The organism is Burkholderia semiarida (assembly GCF_029268935.1).
Taxonomy (GTDB): domain Bacteria; phylum Pseudomonadota; class Gammaproteobacteria; order Burkholderiales; family Burkholderiaceae; genus Burkholderia; species Burkholderia semiarida.
The window spans coordinates 63,370-81,560 of record NZ_JAHLCL010000003.1 but is presented as its reverse complement, the minus strand read 5'-3'; the positions used below and the strand labels follow the sequence as shown (position 1 = coordinate 81,560).

The 18,191-nt window shown below is 68.0% G+C and carries 16 protein-coding genes; 7 read left to right on the top strand and 9 right to left on the bottom strand.

The window, feature by feature from the left end:
• Window positions 1-99 precede the first annotated feature (99 nt).
• On the bottom strand, window positions 100-1,623 hold the full coding sequence (gene glpD / locus KPB06_RS04120; RefSeq protein ID WP_059643008.1) for a glycerol-3-phosphate dehydrogenase: 1,524 nt from the start codon (window positions 1,621-1,623) through the stop codon (window positions 100-102).
• 162 nt (window positions 1,624-1,785) lie between these two features.
• Between glpD and KPB06_RS04115 the strand changes: the two genes are divergently transcribed.
• Entirely contained in the window at window positions 1,786-2,154 is a 369-nt protein-coding gene (locus tag KPB06_RS04115; protein WP_275905576.1) for a hypothetical protein, read from the top strand.
• A gap of 93 nt (window positions 2,155-2,247) precedes the next feature.
• Here KPB06_RS04115 and KPB06_RS04110 read toward each other — a convergent pair whose 3' ends face one another.
• Together KPB06_RS04110 and KPB06_RS04105 are read right to left on the bottom strand one after the other, a co-directional pair.
• The gene (locus KPB06_RS04110) at window positions 2,248-2,445 is read right to left on the bottom strand and encodes a hypothetical protein (protein WP_006477892.1); all 198 of its coding nucleotides are present in this window, start codon (window positions 2,443-2,445) and stop codon (window positions 2,248-2,250) included.
• A gap of 301 nt (window positions 2,446-2,746) precedes the next feature.
• A complete protein-coding gene (locus KPB06_RS04105) occupies window positions 2,747-3,526 on the bottom strand; it encodes a DeoR/GlpR family DNA-binding transcription regulator (RefSeq protein ID WP_034208319.1) in 780 nt (259 codons plus the stop codon).
• Window positions 3,527-3,739: 213 nt separating this feature from the next.
• Here KPB06_RS04105 and KPB06_RS04100 point away from each other — a divergent pair, with 213 nt between their 5' ends.
• The 3 genes from KPB06_RS04100 (at window position 3,740) to KPB06_RS04090 (ending at window position 7,111) form a co-directional block, all read left to right on the top strand.
• Window positions 3,740-5,380, top strand: coding sequence for a gamma-glutamyltransferase family protein (locus tag KPB06_RS04100; protein ID WP_059643124.1), 1,641 nt, complete (start codon window positions 3,740-3,742; stop codon window positions 5,378-5,380).
• 326 nt (window positions 5,381-5,706) lie between these two features.
• Window positions 5,707-6,534, top strand: coding sequence for a ferritin-like domain-containing protein (locus KPB06_RS04095; RefSeq protein ID WP_011546143.1), 828 nt, complete (start codon window positions 5,707-5,709; stop codon window positions 6,532-6,534).
• A 70-nt stretch (window positions 6,535-6,604) separates the two neighbouring features.
• Window positions 6,605-7,111: a hypothetical protein gene (locus KPB06_RS04090; RefSeq protein WP_059578652.1), complete on the top strand. Its 507-nt coding sequence runs from the start codon at window positions 6,605-6,607 to the stop codon at window positions 7,109-7,111.
• On the opposite strand, the gene KPB06_RS04085 is transcribed toward KPB06_RS04090, so the two are convergent.
• From KPB06_RS04085 to KPB06_RS04075, 3 genes are all read right to left on the bottom strand, one after another.
• A complete protein-coding gene (locus tag KPB06_RS04085) occupies window positions 7,105-8,544 on the bottom strand; it encodes a DEAD/DEAH box helicase (protein ID WP_059578649.1) in 1,440 nt (479 codons plus the stop codon). The two genes, KPB06_RS04090 and KPB06_RS04085, sit on opposite strands and share 7 nt — an antisense overlap.
• Before the next feature lie 137 nt (window positions 8,545-8,681).
• Window positions 8,682-9,980 carry a c-type cytochrome gene (locus KPB06_RS04080; RefSeq protein WP_059578646.1) on the bottom strand — a complete coding sequence of 433 codons (1,299 nt, stop codon included), beginning with the start codon at window positions 9,978-9,980 and terminating at the stop codon, window positions 8,682-8,684.
• Between the two features lie 19 nt (window positions 9,981-9,999).
• A complete protein-coding gene (locus KPB06_RS04075) occupies window positions 10,000-10,764 on the bottom strand; it encodes a c-type cytochrome (RefSeq protein ID WP_006477898.1) in 765 nt (254 codons plus the stop codon).
• 378 nt (window positions 10,765-11,142) lie between these two features.
• Between KPB06_RS04075 and KPB06_RS04070 the strand changes: the two genes are divergently transcribed.
• The gene (locus tag KPB06_RS04070) at window positions 11,143-12,075 is read left to right on the top strand and encodes a CopD family protein (protein ID WP_059578801.1); all 933 of its coding nucleotides are present in this window, start codon (window positions 11,143-11,145) and stop codon (window positions 12,073-12,075) included.
• Window positions 12,076-12,210: 135 nt separating this feature from the next.
• Here the strand turns inward: KPB06_RS04070 and dgoD are convergent, their stop codons facing one another.
• A complete protein-coding gene (dgoD, locus tag KPB06_RS04065; RefSeq protein ID WP_059578798.1) occupies window positions 12,211-13,359 on the bottom strand; it encodes a galactonate dehydratase in 1,149 nt (382 codons plus the stop codon).
• A gap of 146 nt (window positions 13,360-13,505) precedes the next feature.
• Between dgoD and KPB06_RS04060 the strand changes: the two genes are divergently transcribed.
• The gene (locus KPB06_RS04060; RefSeq protein WP_059578644.1) at window positions 13,506-14,189 is read left to right on the top strand and encodes a FadR/GntR family transcriptional regulator; all 684 of its coding nucleotides are present in this window, start codon (window positions 13,506-13,508) and stop codon (window positions 14,187-14,189) included.
• A gap of 34 nt (window positions 14,190-14,223) precedes the next feature.
• On the opposite strand, the gene KPB06_RS04055 is transcribed toward KPB06_RS04060, so the two are convergent.
• Window positions 14,224-14,469: a DUF1272 domain-containing protein gene (locus KPB06_RS04055; protein WP_059578642.1), complete on the bottom strand. Its 246-nt coding sequence runs from the start codon at window positions 14,467-14,469 to the stop codon at window positions 14,224-14,226.
• 141 nt (window positions 14,470-14,610) lie between these two features.
• Between KPB06_RS04055 and KPB06_RS04050 the strand changes: the two genes are divergently transcribed.
• Window positions 14,611-14,958, top strand: a complete 348-nt coding sequence (locus tag KPB06_RS04050) for a GFA family protein (RefSeq protein ID WP_059578639.1) — start codon at window positions 14,611-14,613, stop codon at window positions 14,956-14,958.
• A 39-nt stretch (window positions 14,959-14,997) separates the two neighbouring features.
• Here KPB06_RS04050 and KPB06_RS04045 read toward each other — a convergent pair whose 3' ends face one another.
• Window positions 14,998-18,105 carry a transglycosylase domain-containing protein gene (locus KPB06_RS04045; protein WP_059578637.1) on the bottom strand — a complete coding sequence of 1,036 codons (3,108 nt, stop codon included), beginning with the start codon at window positions 18,103-18,105 and terminating at the stop codon, window positions 14,998-15,000.
• Window positions 18,106-18,191: the final 86 nt, after the last annotated feature.

Here is an 18,191-nt window from a genome sequence, read left to right as displayed (position 1 = left end):
CCATCCGTGGATCGGCTTAGTTGTGATGCGCGCCGCTTGGGGCGGCGCGTCGGTGAATCAACGTCGGTCAGGCAACTGCAACTGCAATTTGCGTTCGAGTCACGCGTGCGGCGCATGCGCGGCGGCGAACCACGCGTCGACCGCGGCGGTCACGGCATCGAGCGTGCCGGGCGCGACGTGCAGGCCGAGCTTCGAGCGGCGCCACAGCACGTCCTGCGCGCAGGTCGCCCATTCGGCGTCGCGCAGGTAGCGCAGCTCGGCGTCGTGGATGCCCGGCGCGATTTCGGCGCCGAGATCGGCGAGCGACTTCGCGCCTTCCACCACGCGTTCCGCACGCGTGCCGTACGCACGCGCATAGCGGCGCGCGAGCGCGGCGGGCAGCCACGGGTGACGTTTCGCGAACGCGCCGGCGAACACGTCGAACTTCGCGTCCGCGATGTCGCCGCCCGGCAGCGCGACGCCGGCCGTCCAGCGCTTCGCGTCGCGGCCGAGCGCGCGGCACAGCATGTCGCCGGCTTCTTCCGCGAGCTTGCGGAACGTCGTGATCTTGCCGCCGAACACCGACAGCAGCGGGGCGCCCGCGCCGTCGTCGAGCTCGAGGCGGTAGTCGCGCGTGACGGCCGACGCGTTCGCCGCGTTCTCGTCCTCCAGCAGCGGACGCACGCCCGAATAGGTCCAGTGCACGTCGGCCGGCGAGATCTTGCGCTTGAAGTAGCGGTTGATCGAATCGCACAGATACTGCGTCTCGTCGCGATCGATCGCGACCTTCGCGGGATCGTTCGTGTACTCGACGTCGGTCGTGCCGATCAGCGTGAAATCGTGCTCGTACGGAATCGCGAAGATGATCCGCTTGTCCGGGTTCTGGAAGATGTACGCGTGATCGTGATCGAACAGGCGGCGCGTGATGATGTGGCTGCCCTTCACGAGCCGCACGCTGTGATGTGCGCCGCGGCCGAGCGCGCCGTGCAGCACGTCGCCGACCCACGGGCCGGCCGCGTTCGCGATCGCGCGCGCATGCACGACGCGGATCGAGCCGTCGGCGTGCTGCAGCCGCGCTTCCCACTCGTCGCCGCGGCGCTCGGCGGAAACGAGCTTCGTGCGCGTCAGGATCTCGGCGCCGCGTTCCTTCGCATCCATCGCGTTCAGCACGACGAGGCGCGCGTCGTCGACCCAGCCGTCGGAATACACGAAGCCGCGCTTGATCGAGTCGATCAGCGGCGCGCCGGCCGCATGGCGGCGCATGTCGATGCCGCGCGAGCCGGGCAGCAGTTCGCGTTTCGCGAGGTGATCGTAGAGGAACAGGCCGATGCGGATCAGCCAGGCCGGGCGCAGGTTCGGCATGTGCGGCATCACGAAGCGCAGCGGCCACATGATGTGCGGCGCCGCGCGCAGCAGCGTCTCGCGCTCCTGCAGCGCCTTGCGCACCAGCCCGAACTCGTTGTACTCGAGGTAACGCAGGCCGCCGTGAATCAGCTTGGTGCTGGACGACGACGTGTGCGACGCGAGGTCGTCCTGTTCGCAGAGCATGACCGACAGGCCGCGGCCGGCCGCATCGCGCGCGATCCCCGCGCCGTTGATGCCGCCGCCGACGACGAGCAGATCGTAGCGATTCGGTTGGGTCACCTGCTGTCCTTATCGTCTGTTGAAATTGGGCGAACACGAAATGTTCGAATTCGAAATTTAACGAACGAAATCGAAAAAGTAAAGTTCGAAAAAGCGGGGCCAGTAGCGTGCGACACGATCCCGGACGATACTGACGGAATCGACCGTTTCGCGAGGTGAATCATGCGTATTGGGATGTGGGCCGGCGTGTGCGCCGTCCTTCTGGCGGGATGCGGCGCGGGGACGCCGCCGCTCGCGGGCAACTGGCGGGCGCCGTCGTTCGTCGACCTGCAGACGTCGTGCGGCGGCACGGCGCGCGACTGGGGGGCGGACGCGCAGCCGGTGTACTCGACGCTGTACGACGCGTACGTTGCGAAACGGTATCGCGGCCTGACCGAAGCGAACTATTGTGCGTTCGTAAACGAACTTTCGACCCACTATGCGGCGCCCGACGCGGCGGTACGCGCCGGCTGGATCGCGTATTTCAACGGCGCACGCGCGCAGGCCATCAGCTGGCGGGCGGCGGTCGATCCGACGCTGCGCGGCGGCTGAAGCCGGCGGCGGCGGCGACGGGCAGGCGGGAGGCAGAACGACCGCGCGGCCGGAATCCGGCCGCGCGATCAGGTCAGGTCGGGAACAGCGGGCTTACGAATAGCGGTACTTGATGGATCGCAGCGCGGCGTCGCCGGTCTCGGTCACGCAGTATTTGCGCCCCGAGCCGAGCCCTTCCAGGCGGACGAGTTGTTGTTCGAGCAGGATGTCCAGTTCATCCCGATCCATGTCGCGCTGATCAGGCGCGTCCTTTACAAGCAAGAGCGTGGCGAATTCATGCGGACTCAGCATCGTTCTCTCCATGGCAATCGGACTGCCCGCGCGGCCGGCGTATAAGCCGCCGCGCGATACCCCGCGAGGGTATGGCTTGGGGGGAAAAGCTGCATTCGCCGGCCTGCGATTCGCACCGCCCTGGCACAGGCGGATCGGCGAACGGGCCGGGGAACTGGAGTCTAGTCGAGCGCGCGGGCAACGACAAATCGTGCCCCGTTAATTTTCCGTTTGACAGAAGCGCATGCCACAAGCGGTTCGCGCGCGGCGCCAACTTCTTGATTTCACTTGAAGTTTCAGGTGCGGTGCAGCATCGCGACCGTCATTCCGCGACGTACACCTGCGTGCCGGCGGCGGCGACCGTGTCGGCCATGTCGGGCGGCAGCGGCTTGTCGGTGAAGAGCGCGTGCACCTGGCTCAGGTGGCCCTGGCGCACCAGCGCCGGGCGGCCGACCTTCGAATGGTCGGTCACGAGGTAGACCGTGCGCGCATGCTGCATGATCGCCTCGGCGACGCGCACCTCGCGCGTGTCGAAATCGCGCAGCGTGCCGTCGGCCTCGATCGCCGACGTGCCGATGATCGCGTAGTCGACCTTGAACTGGCGGATGAAGTCGATCGCGAGCTCGCCGACGATGCCCTTGTCCCACGGCCGCACGATGCCGCCCGTGATCAGCACCTCGCAGTCGGGGTAGCCGCTCATCATCGATGCGACGTTCAGGTTGTTGGTGATCACGTGCAGCCCGTGATGGCGGTTCAGCGCGCGCGCGACTTCCTCGGTCGTCGTGCCGAGGTTGATGAACAGCGACGCCTGGTCGGGGATGTGCGACGCCGCGAGCGCCGCGATGCGCCGCTTCTCGTCGTGAAACATCCGCTGGCGCGCCGTGTACGACACGTTCTCCGAGCTGGTCGGCAGGCTCGCGCCGCCGTGGTAGCGGCGCAGCAGGTTCAGGTCGGCGAGCCAGTTCACGTCGCGGCGGATCGTCTGCGGCGTCACCGCGAAGTGCGCGGCGAGATCGTCGACGGTCACGAAGCCGTCGCGCTGCACCCATTCGAGCAATTCCTGCTGGCGCGCGTTGAGGGTGAGGCGGGGATCTCGGGTCATGGCTCGATGGTCGTGTCGTGAGACGGAGCGGGTATTGTAAGGGCGGCAACGGCGTTCGGCCGGCCTGCCGGGCGTCGGTGCGCATGATTCATGCGGAAATGGCATGGATTCATGTGACAAATGAATTTGTGCGATCGTGCCGATCGCGCTGCAATGGCGGATGGCCCGCGCGTGCGGGCGCGCGTTCATCCCGTTTTCGACAAGGTGGCATCGATGACTGACTTCAACTGGCACAACCCTTATCCGACTACCCGCATCCCGGTGTTCGCGCGCAACGTCGTGTCGACGTCGCACCCACTGGCCGCGCAGGCCGGGTTGCGGATGCTGTGGAAGGGCGGCAACGCGGTGGACGCGGCGTTGGCCGCGGCCGCCGCGATCACCGTCGTCGAGCCGGTGTCGTGCGGGCTCGGCGGCGATGCGTTCGCGCTCGTGTGGGACGGCGAGCGACTGTCGGGACTCAATGCATCGGGCGTCGCGCCGGCCGCATGGAACGTCGACTACTTCCGCCAGCGCCACGGCGAGGACGCGCGCGGCATCGCGAACAAGCCGACGCGCGGCTGGGACACCGTCACCGTGCCGGGCGTGATCGCGGGGTGGGAAGCGCTGCACGCGAAGTTCGGTTCGCTGCCGTTCGCGGACCTGCTCGAGCCGGCGATCGAGATCGCGGAGCGCGGCTATTCGGTGCCGCCGATCGTCGCGCACAAGTGGGCGGCGGCCGTCCCCGAACTGCGGGGCCTGCCGGGTTTCGCGGACACCTTCATGCCGCGCGGCCGCGCGCCGCTCGTCGGCGAACGCGTATGCCTGCCCGGTCATGCGCAGACGCTGCGCACGCTCGCGACGGAAGGCGCCCGGGCGTTCTACGAAGGCGCGCTCGCCGAGCGTCTCGCCGCGTTCGCGCGCGAGGGCGGCGGGGCGCTGACCGAAGCCGACCTGCGCGCGTACCGGCCGGAATGGGTCGAGCCGATCGGCAAGCGCTTCGGCCGCCACACGATTCACGAGATTCCGCCGAACGGGCAGGGCATCGCCGCGCTGATCGCGCTCGGCATCGCCGAGCACGCGGGCGTGACCGAATGGCCGGTCGACTCGGTCGATTCGCAGCATCTGCAGATCGAGGCGATGAAGCTCGCGTTCGCCGATGTCTATCGCTACGTCGCCGATCCACGCGCGATGGACGTCACGCCCGAACAGATGCTCGACGACGCCTATCTCGCCGAACGCGCGAAGCTGATCGATCGCGCGCGCGCGACGCACTTCGCCGCCGGCCGCCCGCATTCGGGCGGCACGATCTACCTGTCGGCGGCCGACGAGCGCGGGATGATGGTGAGCTTCATCCAGTCGAACTACATGGGCTTCGGTTCGGGGCTCGTCGTGCCCGGTACGGGCATTGCGCTGCAGAACCGCGGGCACGGCTTCTCGATGGACCCGGCTTCGCCGAACGTCGTCGCGGGCGGCAAGCGGCCGTTCCACACGATCATCCCGGCGTTCGTCACCGAGCAGGCCAACGGCCGTACCGAGGCCGTGATGAGCTTCGGCGTGATGGGCGGCGACATGCAGCCGCAAGGCCATCTGCAGACCGTCGTGCGAATGCTCGGCTATGGCCAGCAGCCGCAGGCCGCATGTTGCGCGCCGCGCTGGAAGGTCAACCGCGACTTCACGCTCGACGTCGAGGCGACGATGAACCGCGCGACCGTCGACGGGCTGGCCGCCCGCGGCCATACGATCAAGTCGATCGACGATCCGTACATGGATTTCGGTTCGGGGCAGTTCGTCTGGCGTCTCGATCCCGACGATCCGGAGCGCGGCTACGTGGCCGCGAGCGACAGCCGGCGCGACGGGCTGGCGGCCGGTTTCTGACGGATCGCTTCCAGCTTTCCTTGCAGTTTCCCGGCATCACGGGCGGCCCGGCGGCCGCCCGTTTCATTTGGCGCGGCGCATGTCCATCGAACGCGCGCAAGCGGTTTGAAGGTCTCATCTAACGAACGGCAACGGACGCCGTGGAACTGCGCCTGTCGGGTATGGTCAGTGCTTTGGAGCACGAACATGAAAGTCCGGCTAAGATGCCAGAATGGTTCGGCCGGACCGACTCACTATAAACGCAAGTAAAACGCCGCCGCGGATCGGCTGGCGCCTGTGCCCCAGGCATGGGCCGGCCTCCGCGCGACGACTGGGAGCGCACCACCATGGACACCAAAACGACGCATGTGATGCCGTGGCGTATCGAGGACATCGACCTGAACCGGATCGATCGTCAGCGTGCCGCCGCGAACGAGGATTTGCTGCTGCTGCTGTGCGCGTCGTCGTTCATCGAAAGCGGCTCGGATCTCTATACGAGCAATCTGAGCGAATTCTTCAATGACGATCCGGAAGTCTCCGCATGGCTCAACAATGCATGGGAGCCCGAAGAATTGCAGCACGGCCGCGCGCTGAAGGCGTATATCGCGCACGTGTGGCCCGAGTTCGACTGGGATACGGCCTTCGCGAATTTCTTCGCCGAGTATTCGAAGACCTGCTCGGTCGAGGCGTTCGAAAAAACCCGCGCGCTCGAAATGGTCGCACGCTGCGTCGTCGAGACGGGCACGGCCACGCTCTATCGCGCGATCAACGAATGCTCGGACGAGCCGGTGCTGAAGGAAATCACCGACAACATCCGTACGGACGAAGTGCGTCACTACAAGCACTTCTTCAAGTTCTTCAAGAAGTACAACCAGGTCGAAGGCAACGGCCGGCTCGCGGTCCTCGGGGCGCTGGCGCGCCGCGTGATGGAAATCAAGAACGAGGATTCCGAGATCGCGCTGCGCCACGTGTTCGCGATCCGCTATCCGGATCGCGTCGGCGACAGCCAATACAACCGCGAGCGCGCCGCACGCATCAATTCGCTCGTCCGGCGCAACCTGTCTGCCGACATGTGCGTGAAGATGCTGCTCAAGCCGCTCGACCTGCCCGCGAAGATCCAGCCGGGCGTCCACTATCCGCTCACGAAGATCACGCGGCACGTTTTCCTGCGCTGATCGCCGCGGCACGGCCCGTCGCGCGTATGCTGGCGGATTCTCATCCGATTCGCGCCCGGGCCACGCCATCATGACCGATACCCATCGCCACGCGCTCGAACAATGGACGTTCGACGCGTGGCCACCCGCCGTCGTGTCGCTGTTCGACGGCACCGCGCTCGAGCGTCATGCCGACCTCGCCGCGTCGCTGATCGTCGCGACCGACGACGGCCAGTTGCGCACGACGCTGCTCGGCGTCGGCGAGATCTACGCACATGATGCACGCACGCTGCTGATCGCGCTCTGGCCGCAGTCGCGGGCGGCGCGCGCGATCGCGCAGCGGCGCACGGCCGCGTTGACGCTCGTCGCGGACGGTGCGTTCTTTCAGGCGCAACTGGAGATGGCGCCGCTCGAAGGAGACTTCGGCGGCCTGGCCGGATTCGCTGCGACGATCGCGCACGGCGATGCGCAGCGGGTCGGCTATGCGCGTCTCGCGACAGGCGTCACGTTCACGCTGGAAGGGGAGCGCGCCGCGGTGCTCGCACGCTGGCGACGCCAGATCGAGCACCTGCGGCGCGCGGCCGCGCGGCTTCAGTGACCGCGCTGGCCGCTGCGCGACGAACGGTTGCGGTTCGGATGCGCGGCGTTGCCGCTTGCCGGGCGGGCGCCGTTGCCGCCGCCTGCCGGACGTCCGCCGCCATTGCCGCCGGCCCCGCCTTGCGTGCGCGGCTTCGCGGCCTTCTGCTGCGCGGCCTTCGGTTGCGCGTTGCCGTCGCGCTTCGCGGCCGGCTGGCCTGAGCCGCCGGCACGCGGCTGACGATTGCCGCCGCCACCGCCACGCGGCTGCTGCTGGCCACGGCGCTGCTGGATCGGCTCCGGTTTCGCGTTCGGATCGGGTTCGAAGCCCGCGATCACTTCCTGCGGAATCTCGCGCTTGATCAGCCGCTCGATGTCGCGCAGCAACTGCTTCTCGTCGACGCACACGAGCGACACGGCTTCGCCGGTCGCGCCCGCGCGGCCCGTGCGGCCGATCCGGTGCACGTAGTCTTCCGGCACGTTCGGCAGATCGAAGTTGACGACGTGCGGCAACTGGTCGATGTCGATCCCGCGCGCGGCGATATCGGTCGCGACGAGCACCTGCAGCGTGCTGTTCTTGAACTCGGCCAGCGCGCGCGTACGGGCCGACTGGCTCTTGTTGCCGTGGATCGCCATCGCGCTGATGCCGTCCTTCGTCAACTGCTCGGCGAGCCGGTTCGCGCCGTGCTTGGTGCGCGTGAACACGAGTACCTGGAACCAGTTGTGTTCGCGGATCAGGTGCGTGAGCAGTTCGCGCTTGCGGTCGCGGTCGACCGGGTGGATCTTCTGCGCGACGCTCTCGGCGGTCGTGTTGCGGCGGGCGACCTCGATCAGCGCGGGCGAGTCGAGCAGGCTGTCGGCGAGCGCCTTGATTTCATCGGAGAAGGTGGCCGAGAACAGCAGGTTCTGGCGCTGCGGCGGCAGCTTCGCGAGCACGCGCTTGATGTCGTGGATGAAGCCCATGTCGAGCATCCGGTCGGCTTCGTCGAGCACGAGGATGTCGAGATCCGACAGGTCGATGGTCTTCTGCTGCATGTGGTCGAGCAGGCGCCCCGGCGTCGCGACGACGATGTCGACGCCGCGCTTGAGCGCATCGATCTGCGGATTGATGCTGACGCCGCCGAACATCACGGTCGAGCGCAGCTTCAGGTACTTGCTGTACGCGCGCACGCTTTCCTCGACCTGGGCGGCGAGTTCGCGCGTCGGCGTGAGGATCAGCGCGCGCACCGCGCGCTTCGCGCCGCGGTGCTCGGCGTAGAACGTGTGCAGGCGTTGCAGGATCGGCAGGGTGAAGCCGGCGGTCTTGCCGGTGCCGGTTTGCGCGCCGGCGAGCAGGTCGCCGCCGCCGAGGACGGCCGGAATGGCCTGCTGCTGGATCGGAGTCGGCGACGTGTAGCCGAGCTCGTTGACCGCCTTGACCAGCGGTTCGGCCAGGCCGAGAGATTCGAAAGACATAGATACCACTCTTGAGTTTTATGATCGGCGATGCATCGCGCGGCCCGCGCGGCAAACCTGCATCGCAAAACAGCCAAAAAGCAAAAGGGCGCGGCCGCGGTTTCCCGCAGCCGCGCCCCGTTTGTGTGCGCCGCTTCTTAGTCGAGCGGCGCGGAACGCAGATCGCTCACCTGTTGCGGCGAGATCGGCGTACCGTTGTTACCCCATGACATCCGGATATACGTGACAACCGCCGCGACTTCCTGGTTCGACAGCGACTGCGCGAACGGCGGCATCCCGTACGGACGCGGATTCTTGAACGTGCTCGGCGGGTAGCCGCCATTCAGCACCATGCGGATCGGGTTGACGGCCGATTCCATCATGATCGAGTGGTTGCCCGCGAGCGGCGGATAGGCCGGCGGCTTGCCCGCGCCGTTTTCGGCGTGGCAGGTCGCGCAGTTGTCCGCGTAGATCTTCTTGCCCTGTTCGAACAGCGCGTTGCCGAACTGCTTCGACGGCTCGTACTGCATGTTCTTCGGCGCTTCAGCCTTCTGCGGGATCGACTTCAGGTACGTCGACATCGCGCGCGTATCTTCGTCGGTCATGTACTGCAGGCTGTTGTGGACCACGTCCGCCATCGGGCCGAATACCGCGCCCTTCTGCGACACGCCGGCCTGCAGCAGGTCGGACAGCTCCTGCACGTGCCAGTCGCCGAGGCCGAGTTCCTTGTCGTTCGTCAGCGACGGCGCATACCAGTTCTGCAGCGGGATCAGGCCGCCGGCGAACGCCGACGAGTTCACCGGGCCGCCCATCATGTTGATCGACGTGTGGCACATCGAGCAGTGGCCGAGGCCTTCGACGAGATACGCGCCGCGGTTCCATTCGACCGACTTCGTCGGATCCGGCTTGTACTCGCCTTCCTTGAAGAACAGCGTGCGCCAGCCGATCAGCAGGTTGCGGTTGTTGAACGGGAACTTCAGTTCGTGCGGACGGCTCGGCACCGACACCGGCGGGACCGAACGCAGGTACGCGTAGATCGCGTCCGAATCGGCGCGCGTGACCTTCGTGTAGCTCGCGAACGGGAAGCCCGGATACAGCAGGCTGCCGTCCTTCGAGCGACCCGTGTGCATCGCGCGGTAGAAGTCGTCCGACGTCCACTTGCCGATACCGTTCTGGTCGTCCGGCGTGATGTTCGGCGTGTACATCGTGCCGAACGGCGTCGCCATCGGCAGGCCGCCCGCGAACGACTTGCCGCCGCGCACCGTGTGGCACGCGATACAGTCGCCGACGCGCGCGAGGTATTCGCCCTTCTTGATCAGCGCGGCCTGGTCGGCCGGCGTGGCCGCGACGGCGGCAGCGCCGTGCAGCGTGTCGTTGCCCGGCCACAGGACCGGCACGAGGGCGGCAGCCGCGACGATCGCGACGGCCGAGAGTGCAAACAGGGACTTGCGTTTCATTGTGTCTGTCTCCCTTGCCTTATTGCGGTTCGCTGCCGCAGGCGAGCGGAGTCTTCATCGAACGCGCCGGGGCCGGCACGGGGTTGGCGGGCGCCGGTTGCGCGGCGAGCCATGCGGTCACGGCCGTCACGTCTTCGTCGGACAGCTTCGCGGCGATGTCGTGCATGCAATCGGGCGCCTTCGCGTGGCGGTTGCCCGAGCGCCATGCGCCGAGCTGGGCGCTCAGGTAATCGGCGTGCAGGCCGACGAGGCCCGGGATCGCCGGCTGCATGCCGGTCAGCCCCGCGCCGTGGCAGGCCACGCAGGCCGGCAGCTTGCGGGCCGGGTCGCCCTGCGTGACGAGCTGCTTGCCGCGTGCGAGCGTCGCGGCCGGCAGCGTCGGCTTCGCCGGCGTCGGGTACGGCGGACGCTCGGCCGAGAAGTGCTCGGCGATTTCGCGCAGGTAGTCGTCGTTCAGGTACGTGAGCAGATAGTTCATCGGCGGGTACTTGCGCCGGCCGTCGCGGAAGTTGACGAGCTGGTTGTACAGGTACTCGGCCGGCTTGCCGGCAAGACGCGGGAAATAGTCGTTGTCCGTGCCCTGGCCGTGGACGCCGTGGCATGCGGTACAGCCGCGCACGCGCTCGGCCATGGTATCGGGTGCCTTGAGCGGCGCCTGCTGGGCGTGCGCTTGCTCCGTGGGCTTGGTCTGCGCTTGGGCAGCGCTCATAAGGCCCGCGCCGCCGATCATCAGAACGGCGAGCAGCGGACGGAAGAGGCGTCTTGAAGACACACGAGACTCCATGTTTATTCGTCGGGGACCTTGTCCGGGCTACGATCGGCTCGGCGCATGGACGGCAGGACAGCCGGGCTGCTGCGACGCGGCATTCTATCATCGATGGGTAATGACGGCTATTTGACGAAAGGACATCGGTTCCTGTCCGTTTGCGACTTGCGACAATTTGACGCGCATTGCACGACGGTCGAGTGAACCGGCGTGCGCTTTCACCCTCGAAGACCGTACACTCGCGGGTCGCGCGGCGCCGCCTCCGCCGCTGACCCAGTCATTTCTCCCGTTTCCGGATTCATCGATGACGTTTTCTACCGTGCCGTTGCCTGCCTCACGCTGTCCGTCCCGTTGCCGCCGCGCTGCCGGCCTGCCGCTTGCGGGAGGGTGCGCGTGATGAAGTTCGACAGCTTGTGGATCGGCCAGGTCGCGCTCGCGGCGCTGATGGATGCGGCGTTCGCGATGGCGGTCGGCTCGGCGCTGCTCAAGGCGTGGCTCGGCAAGGACGGCGCGCGGCCGGTCATCGCGCCGTCGCACCCGGCATGGCTGCGCGCGCAACATTCGCTGGTGGCGGCCGCGCTGGCGCTGGTGCTCGCCGATCTCGGCTGGCTCGTGTACGAGGCCGCGGCGATGAGCGGCGCGGGGCTCGGCGGCGCGTTCGCCGCGATTCCCGTCATGCTGATGCAGACGCACACGGGCTTCGCATGGAGCGTCGCGTTCGCCGGCGCGGTGCTGCTCGCGATCGTCGCGCTCGCGAAGCCGGACGGCCCGCTCGCGCATGCGGTGCTGTGGTTCGCGGTGATCGTGGTGGCGGCCGGCAAGGCGTCGCTCGGCCATGCGGCCGACAGCGGCGTGCTGTCCGCGGCGGTCGGCGTGCAGACGCTGCACCTGCTGGCCACCGCCGTATGGGGCGGCCTCGTGCTCGCGGGCGGGCTCGCGGTGTTGCCGGCGCTCGGGACGTCGGTCGCGCGCGGCGCGCTGATCCGCATCGGCCAGCACCTGTCGCGCACGTCGATCGTCGCAGTCGTCTTCGTGCTCGGCACCGGCGCGCTCAACGCGATCCGCGGGCTCGGCGGCTCGCTCGCGCCGCTCGACGGCAGCACGTGGGGCCGCGTGTTGCTGCTGAAGCTGCTGCTCGTCGCGCTCGCGCTCGTGCTCGGCGGGCTCAACCGCTTCTCGGCGCTGCCGCGCCTGCGCCGCACCGCGTCGACCGAGGACGCGCACACGTTCCGCAACATCCTGCATCTCGAAGGGATGACGATGATCGGCGTGTTCGTCGCGGCGGCCGTGCTGTCGTTCAGCGTGCCGGGCTTCGCGGCGCTCGGCTGACGGCCGGACGGCGCGGCGCCGGGCGCCGGCGCGCGCCGCGCGCGTGGCGCGGATGCAAGAACGGCCGCCTTGTCGGGGCGGCCGTGTCGAACGCGTGGCGCGGCACGCGTGCGTCGCTCTTATCTCACGCGTTCGTCACCACTCGGCGACGCTGCCGTCCGCGTGGCGCCACACCGGGTTGCGCCAGCGATGGCCCGTCTTCGCCATCTCGCGCACCTTCTCCTCGTTCACGTCGATGCCGAGCCCCGGGCCCTGCGGGATCGCGACGAAGCCGTCCTCGTAGCGGAACACCTCGGGGTTGCGCAGGTAGTCGAGCAGGTCGTTGCCCTGGTTGTAGTGGATGCCGAGGCTCTGTTCCTGGATGAACGCGTTGTAGCTGACCGCATCGAGCTGCAGGCACGCGGCGAGCGCGATCGGCCCGAGCGGGCAGTGCAGCGCGAGCGCCACGTCGTAGCTTTCCGCGAGCGTCGCGATCTTGCGGCACTCGGTGATGCCGCCCGCGTGCGACGCGTCCGGCTGGATGATGTCGACGTAGCCGCCCGCAAGGATGTGCTTGAAGTCCCAGCGCGAGTACAGCCGCTCGCCGAGCGCGATCGGCGTGTTGGTCTGGTTGACGATGTCGCGCAGCGCCTCGGCGTTCTCCGACAGCACCGGCTCCTCGATGAACATCAGCTTGTACGGATCGAGTTCCTTCGCGAGCACCTTCGCCATCGGCTTGTGCACGCGGCCGTGGAAGTCCACGCCGATCCCGACGTGCGGGCCGACCGCGTCGCGCACCGCCGCGACGTTCGCGATCACTTGCTCGACCTTGTCGTAGGTGTCGACGATCTGCAGCTCCTCGGAGCCGTTCATCTTCACGGCCTTGAAGCCGCGCTCGACGACCGCGCGCGCATTGTTCGCGACGTCGCTCGGCCGGTCGCCGCCGATCCACGAATACACCTTGATGCGCTCGCGCACCTGGCCGCCGAGCAACGCGTGCACCGGCACGCCGTGATGCTTGCCCTTGATGTCCCACAGCGCCTGGTCGACGCCCGCGATCGCGCTCATCATGATCGGGCCGCCGCGGTAGAAGCCCGCGCGGTACATCACCTGCCAGTGATCCTCGATCAGGAGCGGGTCGCGGCCGACGAGGTAGTCGGCCAGTTCCTGCACGGCGGCCTCGACCGTGTGCGCGCGGCCTTCGACGACCGGCTCGCCCCAGCCGACGACACCCTCGTCGGTTTCGATCTTGAGGAACAGCCAGCGCGGCGGGACGACGAAGGTTTCGAGGCGGGTGATTTTCACGATGCGAGTCTCCATGATTGACCGGCGCGACCGTTCGGGCGCGGCGCACGATCCGTGCTTTCGCGGTTATCCTAGCGTAGTCGAATAAAAAATAGTATTAATAGCATTAATGTGCAGATAGTGGGCAGCCCGCCCGACGGAGAACGATCATTCAACGCGACCTGCATGGACAGACGGCTTTCCGGCTCGCGACGGCGATCCTGCGCGGCGACTATCCGCCCGAATCGCTGCTGCCGAGGGAACCCGACCTGATGGAGATGTACGGCGTGAGCCGCACGGTGATGCGCGAGGCGCTGCGCACGCTGACGTCGAAGGGGCTGGTCGAATCGCGGCCGAAGGTCGGCACGCGCGTGCGGCCGCGCCAGGCGTGGAACCTGCTCGACGCCGACCTGCTCGACTGGTATGCGCGCGTCGCGCCGCCGCTCGCGTTCGCGCTGAAGCTGCAGGAAATGCGCGAGATGATCGAGCCGTACGCGGCCGCGCTCGCCGCCCGCGCGCATACGCCCGACGCGTTCGACGCGATCGAGGGCGCGGCGCGCGCGATGGCCGCCGCGCGCAACGTCGACGAATGGGTGCGCGCCGACCTGCGCTTTCACCTGAGCGTGCTGGAGGCCGGCGGCAACGAGCTGCTGGTGCCGCTCGGCGCGCTGATCGATCGCACGCTCGAGGCGCAACTGCAGTTGAATGCGCGCCGGGCGGACGTTTACAACGCGTCGCTGGCCGAGCATACGGCCGTCAGCGACGCGATCCGCGTGCGCGACGAGGACGGCGCGCGCCGCGCGATGGCGACGCTGCTCGCGGTGACGCGTGCGCGGATCGAGATGTCGTGACGGAAGCGGGGCGGGCGGCGCCGTTGCGGTGCCGTCAGGCGTTCGCGCAGCCGCCCGGCTTGTGGATGCGTTCCGTCGACGGCGGGTACTTCGCGAGCAGGCTCGCTGGCCGCCGCGGCCGCGCGACCAGGTCGCCGCCGCAGTTCGGGCACTGGCCTTTGAGCACGTCGTCGGCGCACGTCGCGCAAAAAGTACATTCGAACGTACAGATGCGCGCGTCCGTCGAATCCGGCGGCAGATCCTTGTCGCAACATTCGCAGCCGGGGCGCAGTTCAAGCATGACGGTCTCCTTGACGGGTGAGGGGGCGCCGCACATTGCGTGCGGCGCATGCGAGCGCTACTGTACGCGTTTGGATCGGCCCGGCCAACGGTGTCCCGCCCGGGCGCCGGCGCTGCGCACGGGCTGCACCGGGAGACGACCATGCTTTATCGCGGAAGCTGTCATTGTGGAGACGTGACGTTCGAGGCGGAAGGCGACCTGCAGGGCGTGATGGCGTGCAACTGCTCGATCTGCCGGCGCAAGGGCGCGCTGATGTGGTTCGTGCCGCGCGACCACATGAAGCTGCTGACGCCCGACGAAAATCTCGCGACCTACCTGTTCAACAAGCACGTGATCCGGCATCGCTTCTGCAAGCGTTGCGGGATTCACGCGTTCGGCGAGGGTGTCGATCCGAAGGGCACCGCGATGGCCGCGATCAACGTGCGCTGCATCGACGGCGTCGATCTCGACGCGCTGCCCGTCACGCACTACGACGGCCGCTCGCACTGACCGGCGCGCCGGTGCGGGCGCCTGCGCGCGGCGATCGGGTCAGGACGGGTGCGCGGTCGTCGCGCCCGGCGCGGGCGTTTCCGCCTGCGGCGCCGGGCCCGCGGTGCGCGTGCCGGCGTCGGCCGGCCGTTCGATCAGCGGCGCGAGCGCCGGCGCCATCGACTTCAGCAGCTGCACGGCCATCGCGCTCGTGAAGTCGTAGCGCGCCGCGTATGGCTCGTGCGCGGTCGCCGTCAGCACGCCGAAGAACCGGTCGCCGATCGCGAACACGAAGGTGCCGCTGCGGTTGACCTTGCGCGATTCGATCAGCCGCGCACCGCGCGCATACACGTTGAAGCGCTGGTCGCCCGTGCCCGTCTTGCCGTACACGTCGAGCGTCTTGCCGTCGGGCAGCGTGAGCCCGCTCGCGAGGCGGCGCGCGGTGCCGTTGAGCACGACGTCGCGCAGCAGCGTGTGCGCCACCTTGACGATCTCCGGCGGCAGTATCGGCTGAGGTTGCGCGGCCGCGCGCACGAAGCGCGTTTCGTACGGCGTGCCCTTCGCGAAATCGAGCCGCGTGATCGTCTCGGTCGGCGCCTTCTGGCCGCCGTTCACGATCAGGCCGATCAGTTTCGCGAGCGCGTCGGGCTGGTCGCCCGATGCGCCGATCGCGGCCGCATACGACGGCGTCACTTCCGCGAACGGATAGCCGAGCGCGCGCCACGACTTCGTGATCTCCGCGTACGCGCGCAGCTCGACCATGCGGCGGATGCGCCGGTCCTGCGTCGCGTGGTAGCGGGTCTTGTACAGCCACGAATACGTGTAGAAACGCGCGTCGCGACTGTCGCGCTGAACGTCCGCGAGCGACGCGGCGGGATGCGCGCGCAGGTAGTTGAGCGTCCACAGCGCGAGCGGATGCACGCTCGCGATATAGCCGCGGTCGTTCAGGTTGAAGCGGTCGATCGCGTATTTCGCGTAGAGCGCGGCGAGATCGTCGTCGGACAGCGTCGCGGCCGGCGTGCCCTTCAGTTGCGCGCGCATCCGCGCGGCGAACCACGCGACCGATTCGTTCGGCGCGACGCTGCGCAGCACCGTCGCGAGCTTCGGCGGCGACTTGCGTACGTCGCGCAGCATCAGCGCGAGCGCGTCGTCGGGCGCCTTGCCCGCATAGCGCGTGTAGTAGCGCTTCACGTAGACCTGGCTTTCTCCGTCGACGAACTGCTGCAGGTAGTGCTGGCGCTGGGCGGGATCGTTCAGCCACGACGACGACGGTCCGGCCGCCTGCAGCGTCTCGTAGTGGACGATGTCGCGCATCAGCCGCACGAACACGAGGTTCACCGAGTGCTCGAACGCCGTGTGCAGCGTCATGATGCGGCCGTTGTCCGACTTCTCGAAGTTCGAGAACACCTGCGCGCCGCCGCCCGTGTAGAACACGTCCGGGCTCGCCGAGTACTTGCGTTCGACGGACGCATCGAGCATCGCCTGCAGCGAGCGGTCGCGCGTATGCGACAGGTAGTCGAGCGCCCAGCGCGACAGCCCGTCGATCGGATCGGGCTTCACGCGCGCCAGCTCCGCGTTCGACAGGTTCGCGTAGCGCGCATGCAGGTCGGAGACGATCTGCAGGTACGTGATCAACGTGCGCAGCTTCGCGGTCGAACCGAGGTTGATGCGGCCGCCGCGATTCACGTCGAACGGCTGGTTCACACTGTCGGTCTGCACGCGCAGCAGGTTCGCGCCGTTGCGATGCTCGTACAGCGTGAAGCTGTACGTCAGGTGCGACGGGTCGTCCTTCGGCGCGAGCATCTCGAAGCCGTACAGGCCGGCCGCCTGCGCGCCGTCGCGGGTCGACGCCTGCGCGAGCCGCTGGGCGACCGCCTGCTGCACGCCGTTGTCGAGCGTGCTGGTCGCTTCCAGGTCGAGCTGGTCGAGCTGGTACAGGTCGGCGATGCCGAGCGCCGACAGCAGCGACGCGCGCGCGGACGTGACGGCCTTGCGCGACACGAACGACTGCACGCGCGCGGCGGCCGGCGGCGCGCTGCGTTCGATCTGCGCGGCGAGCGCCGCATCGCGCAGCGCGGGCGAGATCACGCCGCCGTTCGACAGCAGCCGCAGGTAGCTGTCGGTCAGCTTCTGCAGCGCCGGATACCCGCGATTCAGGAAGTACGACGGCGCGCGCTGCGCGATCAGCAACGACAACACCTCGCGGAACGTCTTGCCCTGCTGGTCGACGTTGTCGCCGGTCGTCGGCGCGGACAGGATGCGGTTCACGTCGTTGAAGTCGCGGCCGTACCACGCGGCGAGACCGTCGCCGATACCGGTGATTTCGCCCACGTGCGGCCGGGCGGCGAGCGGCACCGAATTCAGGTAGCGCACGACGATCGAGCGGCGCGCGAGCATCGTCTGCGGGCCGTTCAGGTACGCGAGGATCGACGCGGACGCGATCTGCCGCAGTTTCTCCGGCGGCGTCGCGGTACGGCCGTCGGGCGAGTGGCGGAACTTCTCGATCTGCGTCGCGAGCGTGCTGCCGCCCGGGCGCGCCTGGTGGTGATTGACGACGTGCAGCGCCTGGTCGGCGAGCGCGCGGCTGAAGCGGCCCCAGTCGATCGCCGGGTTGCGGTTCGGCTGGTTCGGGTCGAGCAGGTAACGATCCTCGATGAACATCAGCGAATCGACGACCATGCGCGGCACCGTGTCGAAATCGGCGTACACGCGCTGCGGGAACACGGTCGCGAACAGCGGCGAGCCGGTCGAGTCGAACAGCATCAGCCCGGTCTGGTCTTTCTCTTCGTAAGGCAGGAACAGGCCATGATCGGCGAGCGCCAGCATCCGGTCGGAATCGCGCGCCTGCTTGCCGACGACGAAGCCGCGCGCGAGCAGCCGCTGCTGGAACGCGGGAATCATCGAATAGCCGAGGCGTTGATCGTACGGCCCGTTCGCGGGGAAACGGATGTGGTTGCTCGCGCCCGTTTCGACCGTGTAGCCGACGTCGCGGGTGAGCTCGGACAAATAGTGCGCCTGCAGGCGCGACGTCGCGATTTCGGTCATCACGAGCCTCACCACGACCGCGATCGCGATCACCAGCGCGGCCAGCAAGGACCACTTGATCCACGTCCAGACCGATGCAGCTCCGGTCACGCGCGGCAGGATGCGATTCAGCGGCCGATTCATGGCGGCGTCTCCCTGAAGGCGCGGGCTCCGGCCGCACCTCATTAAGGATTAGTGTAGTCCTCCGCAGCGGGCTGCCAAGGGTGGTT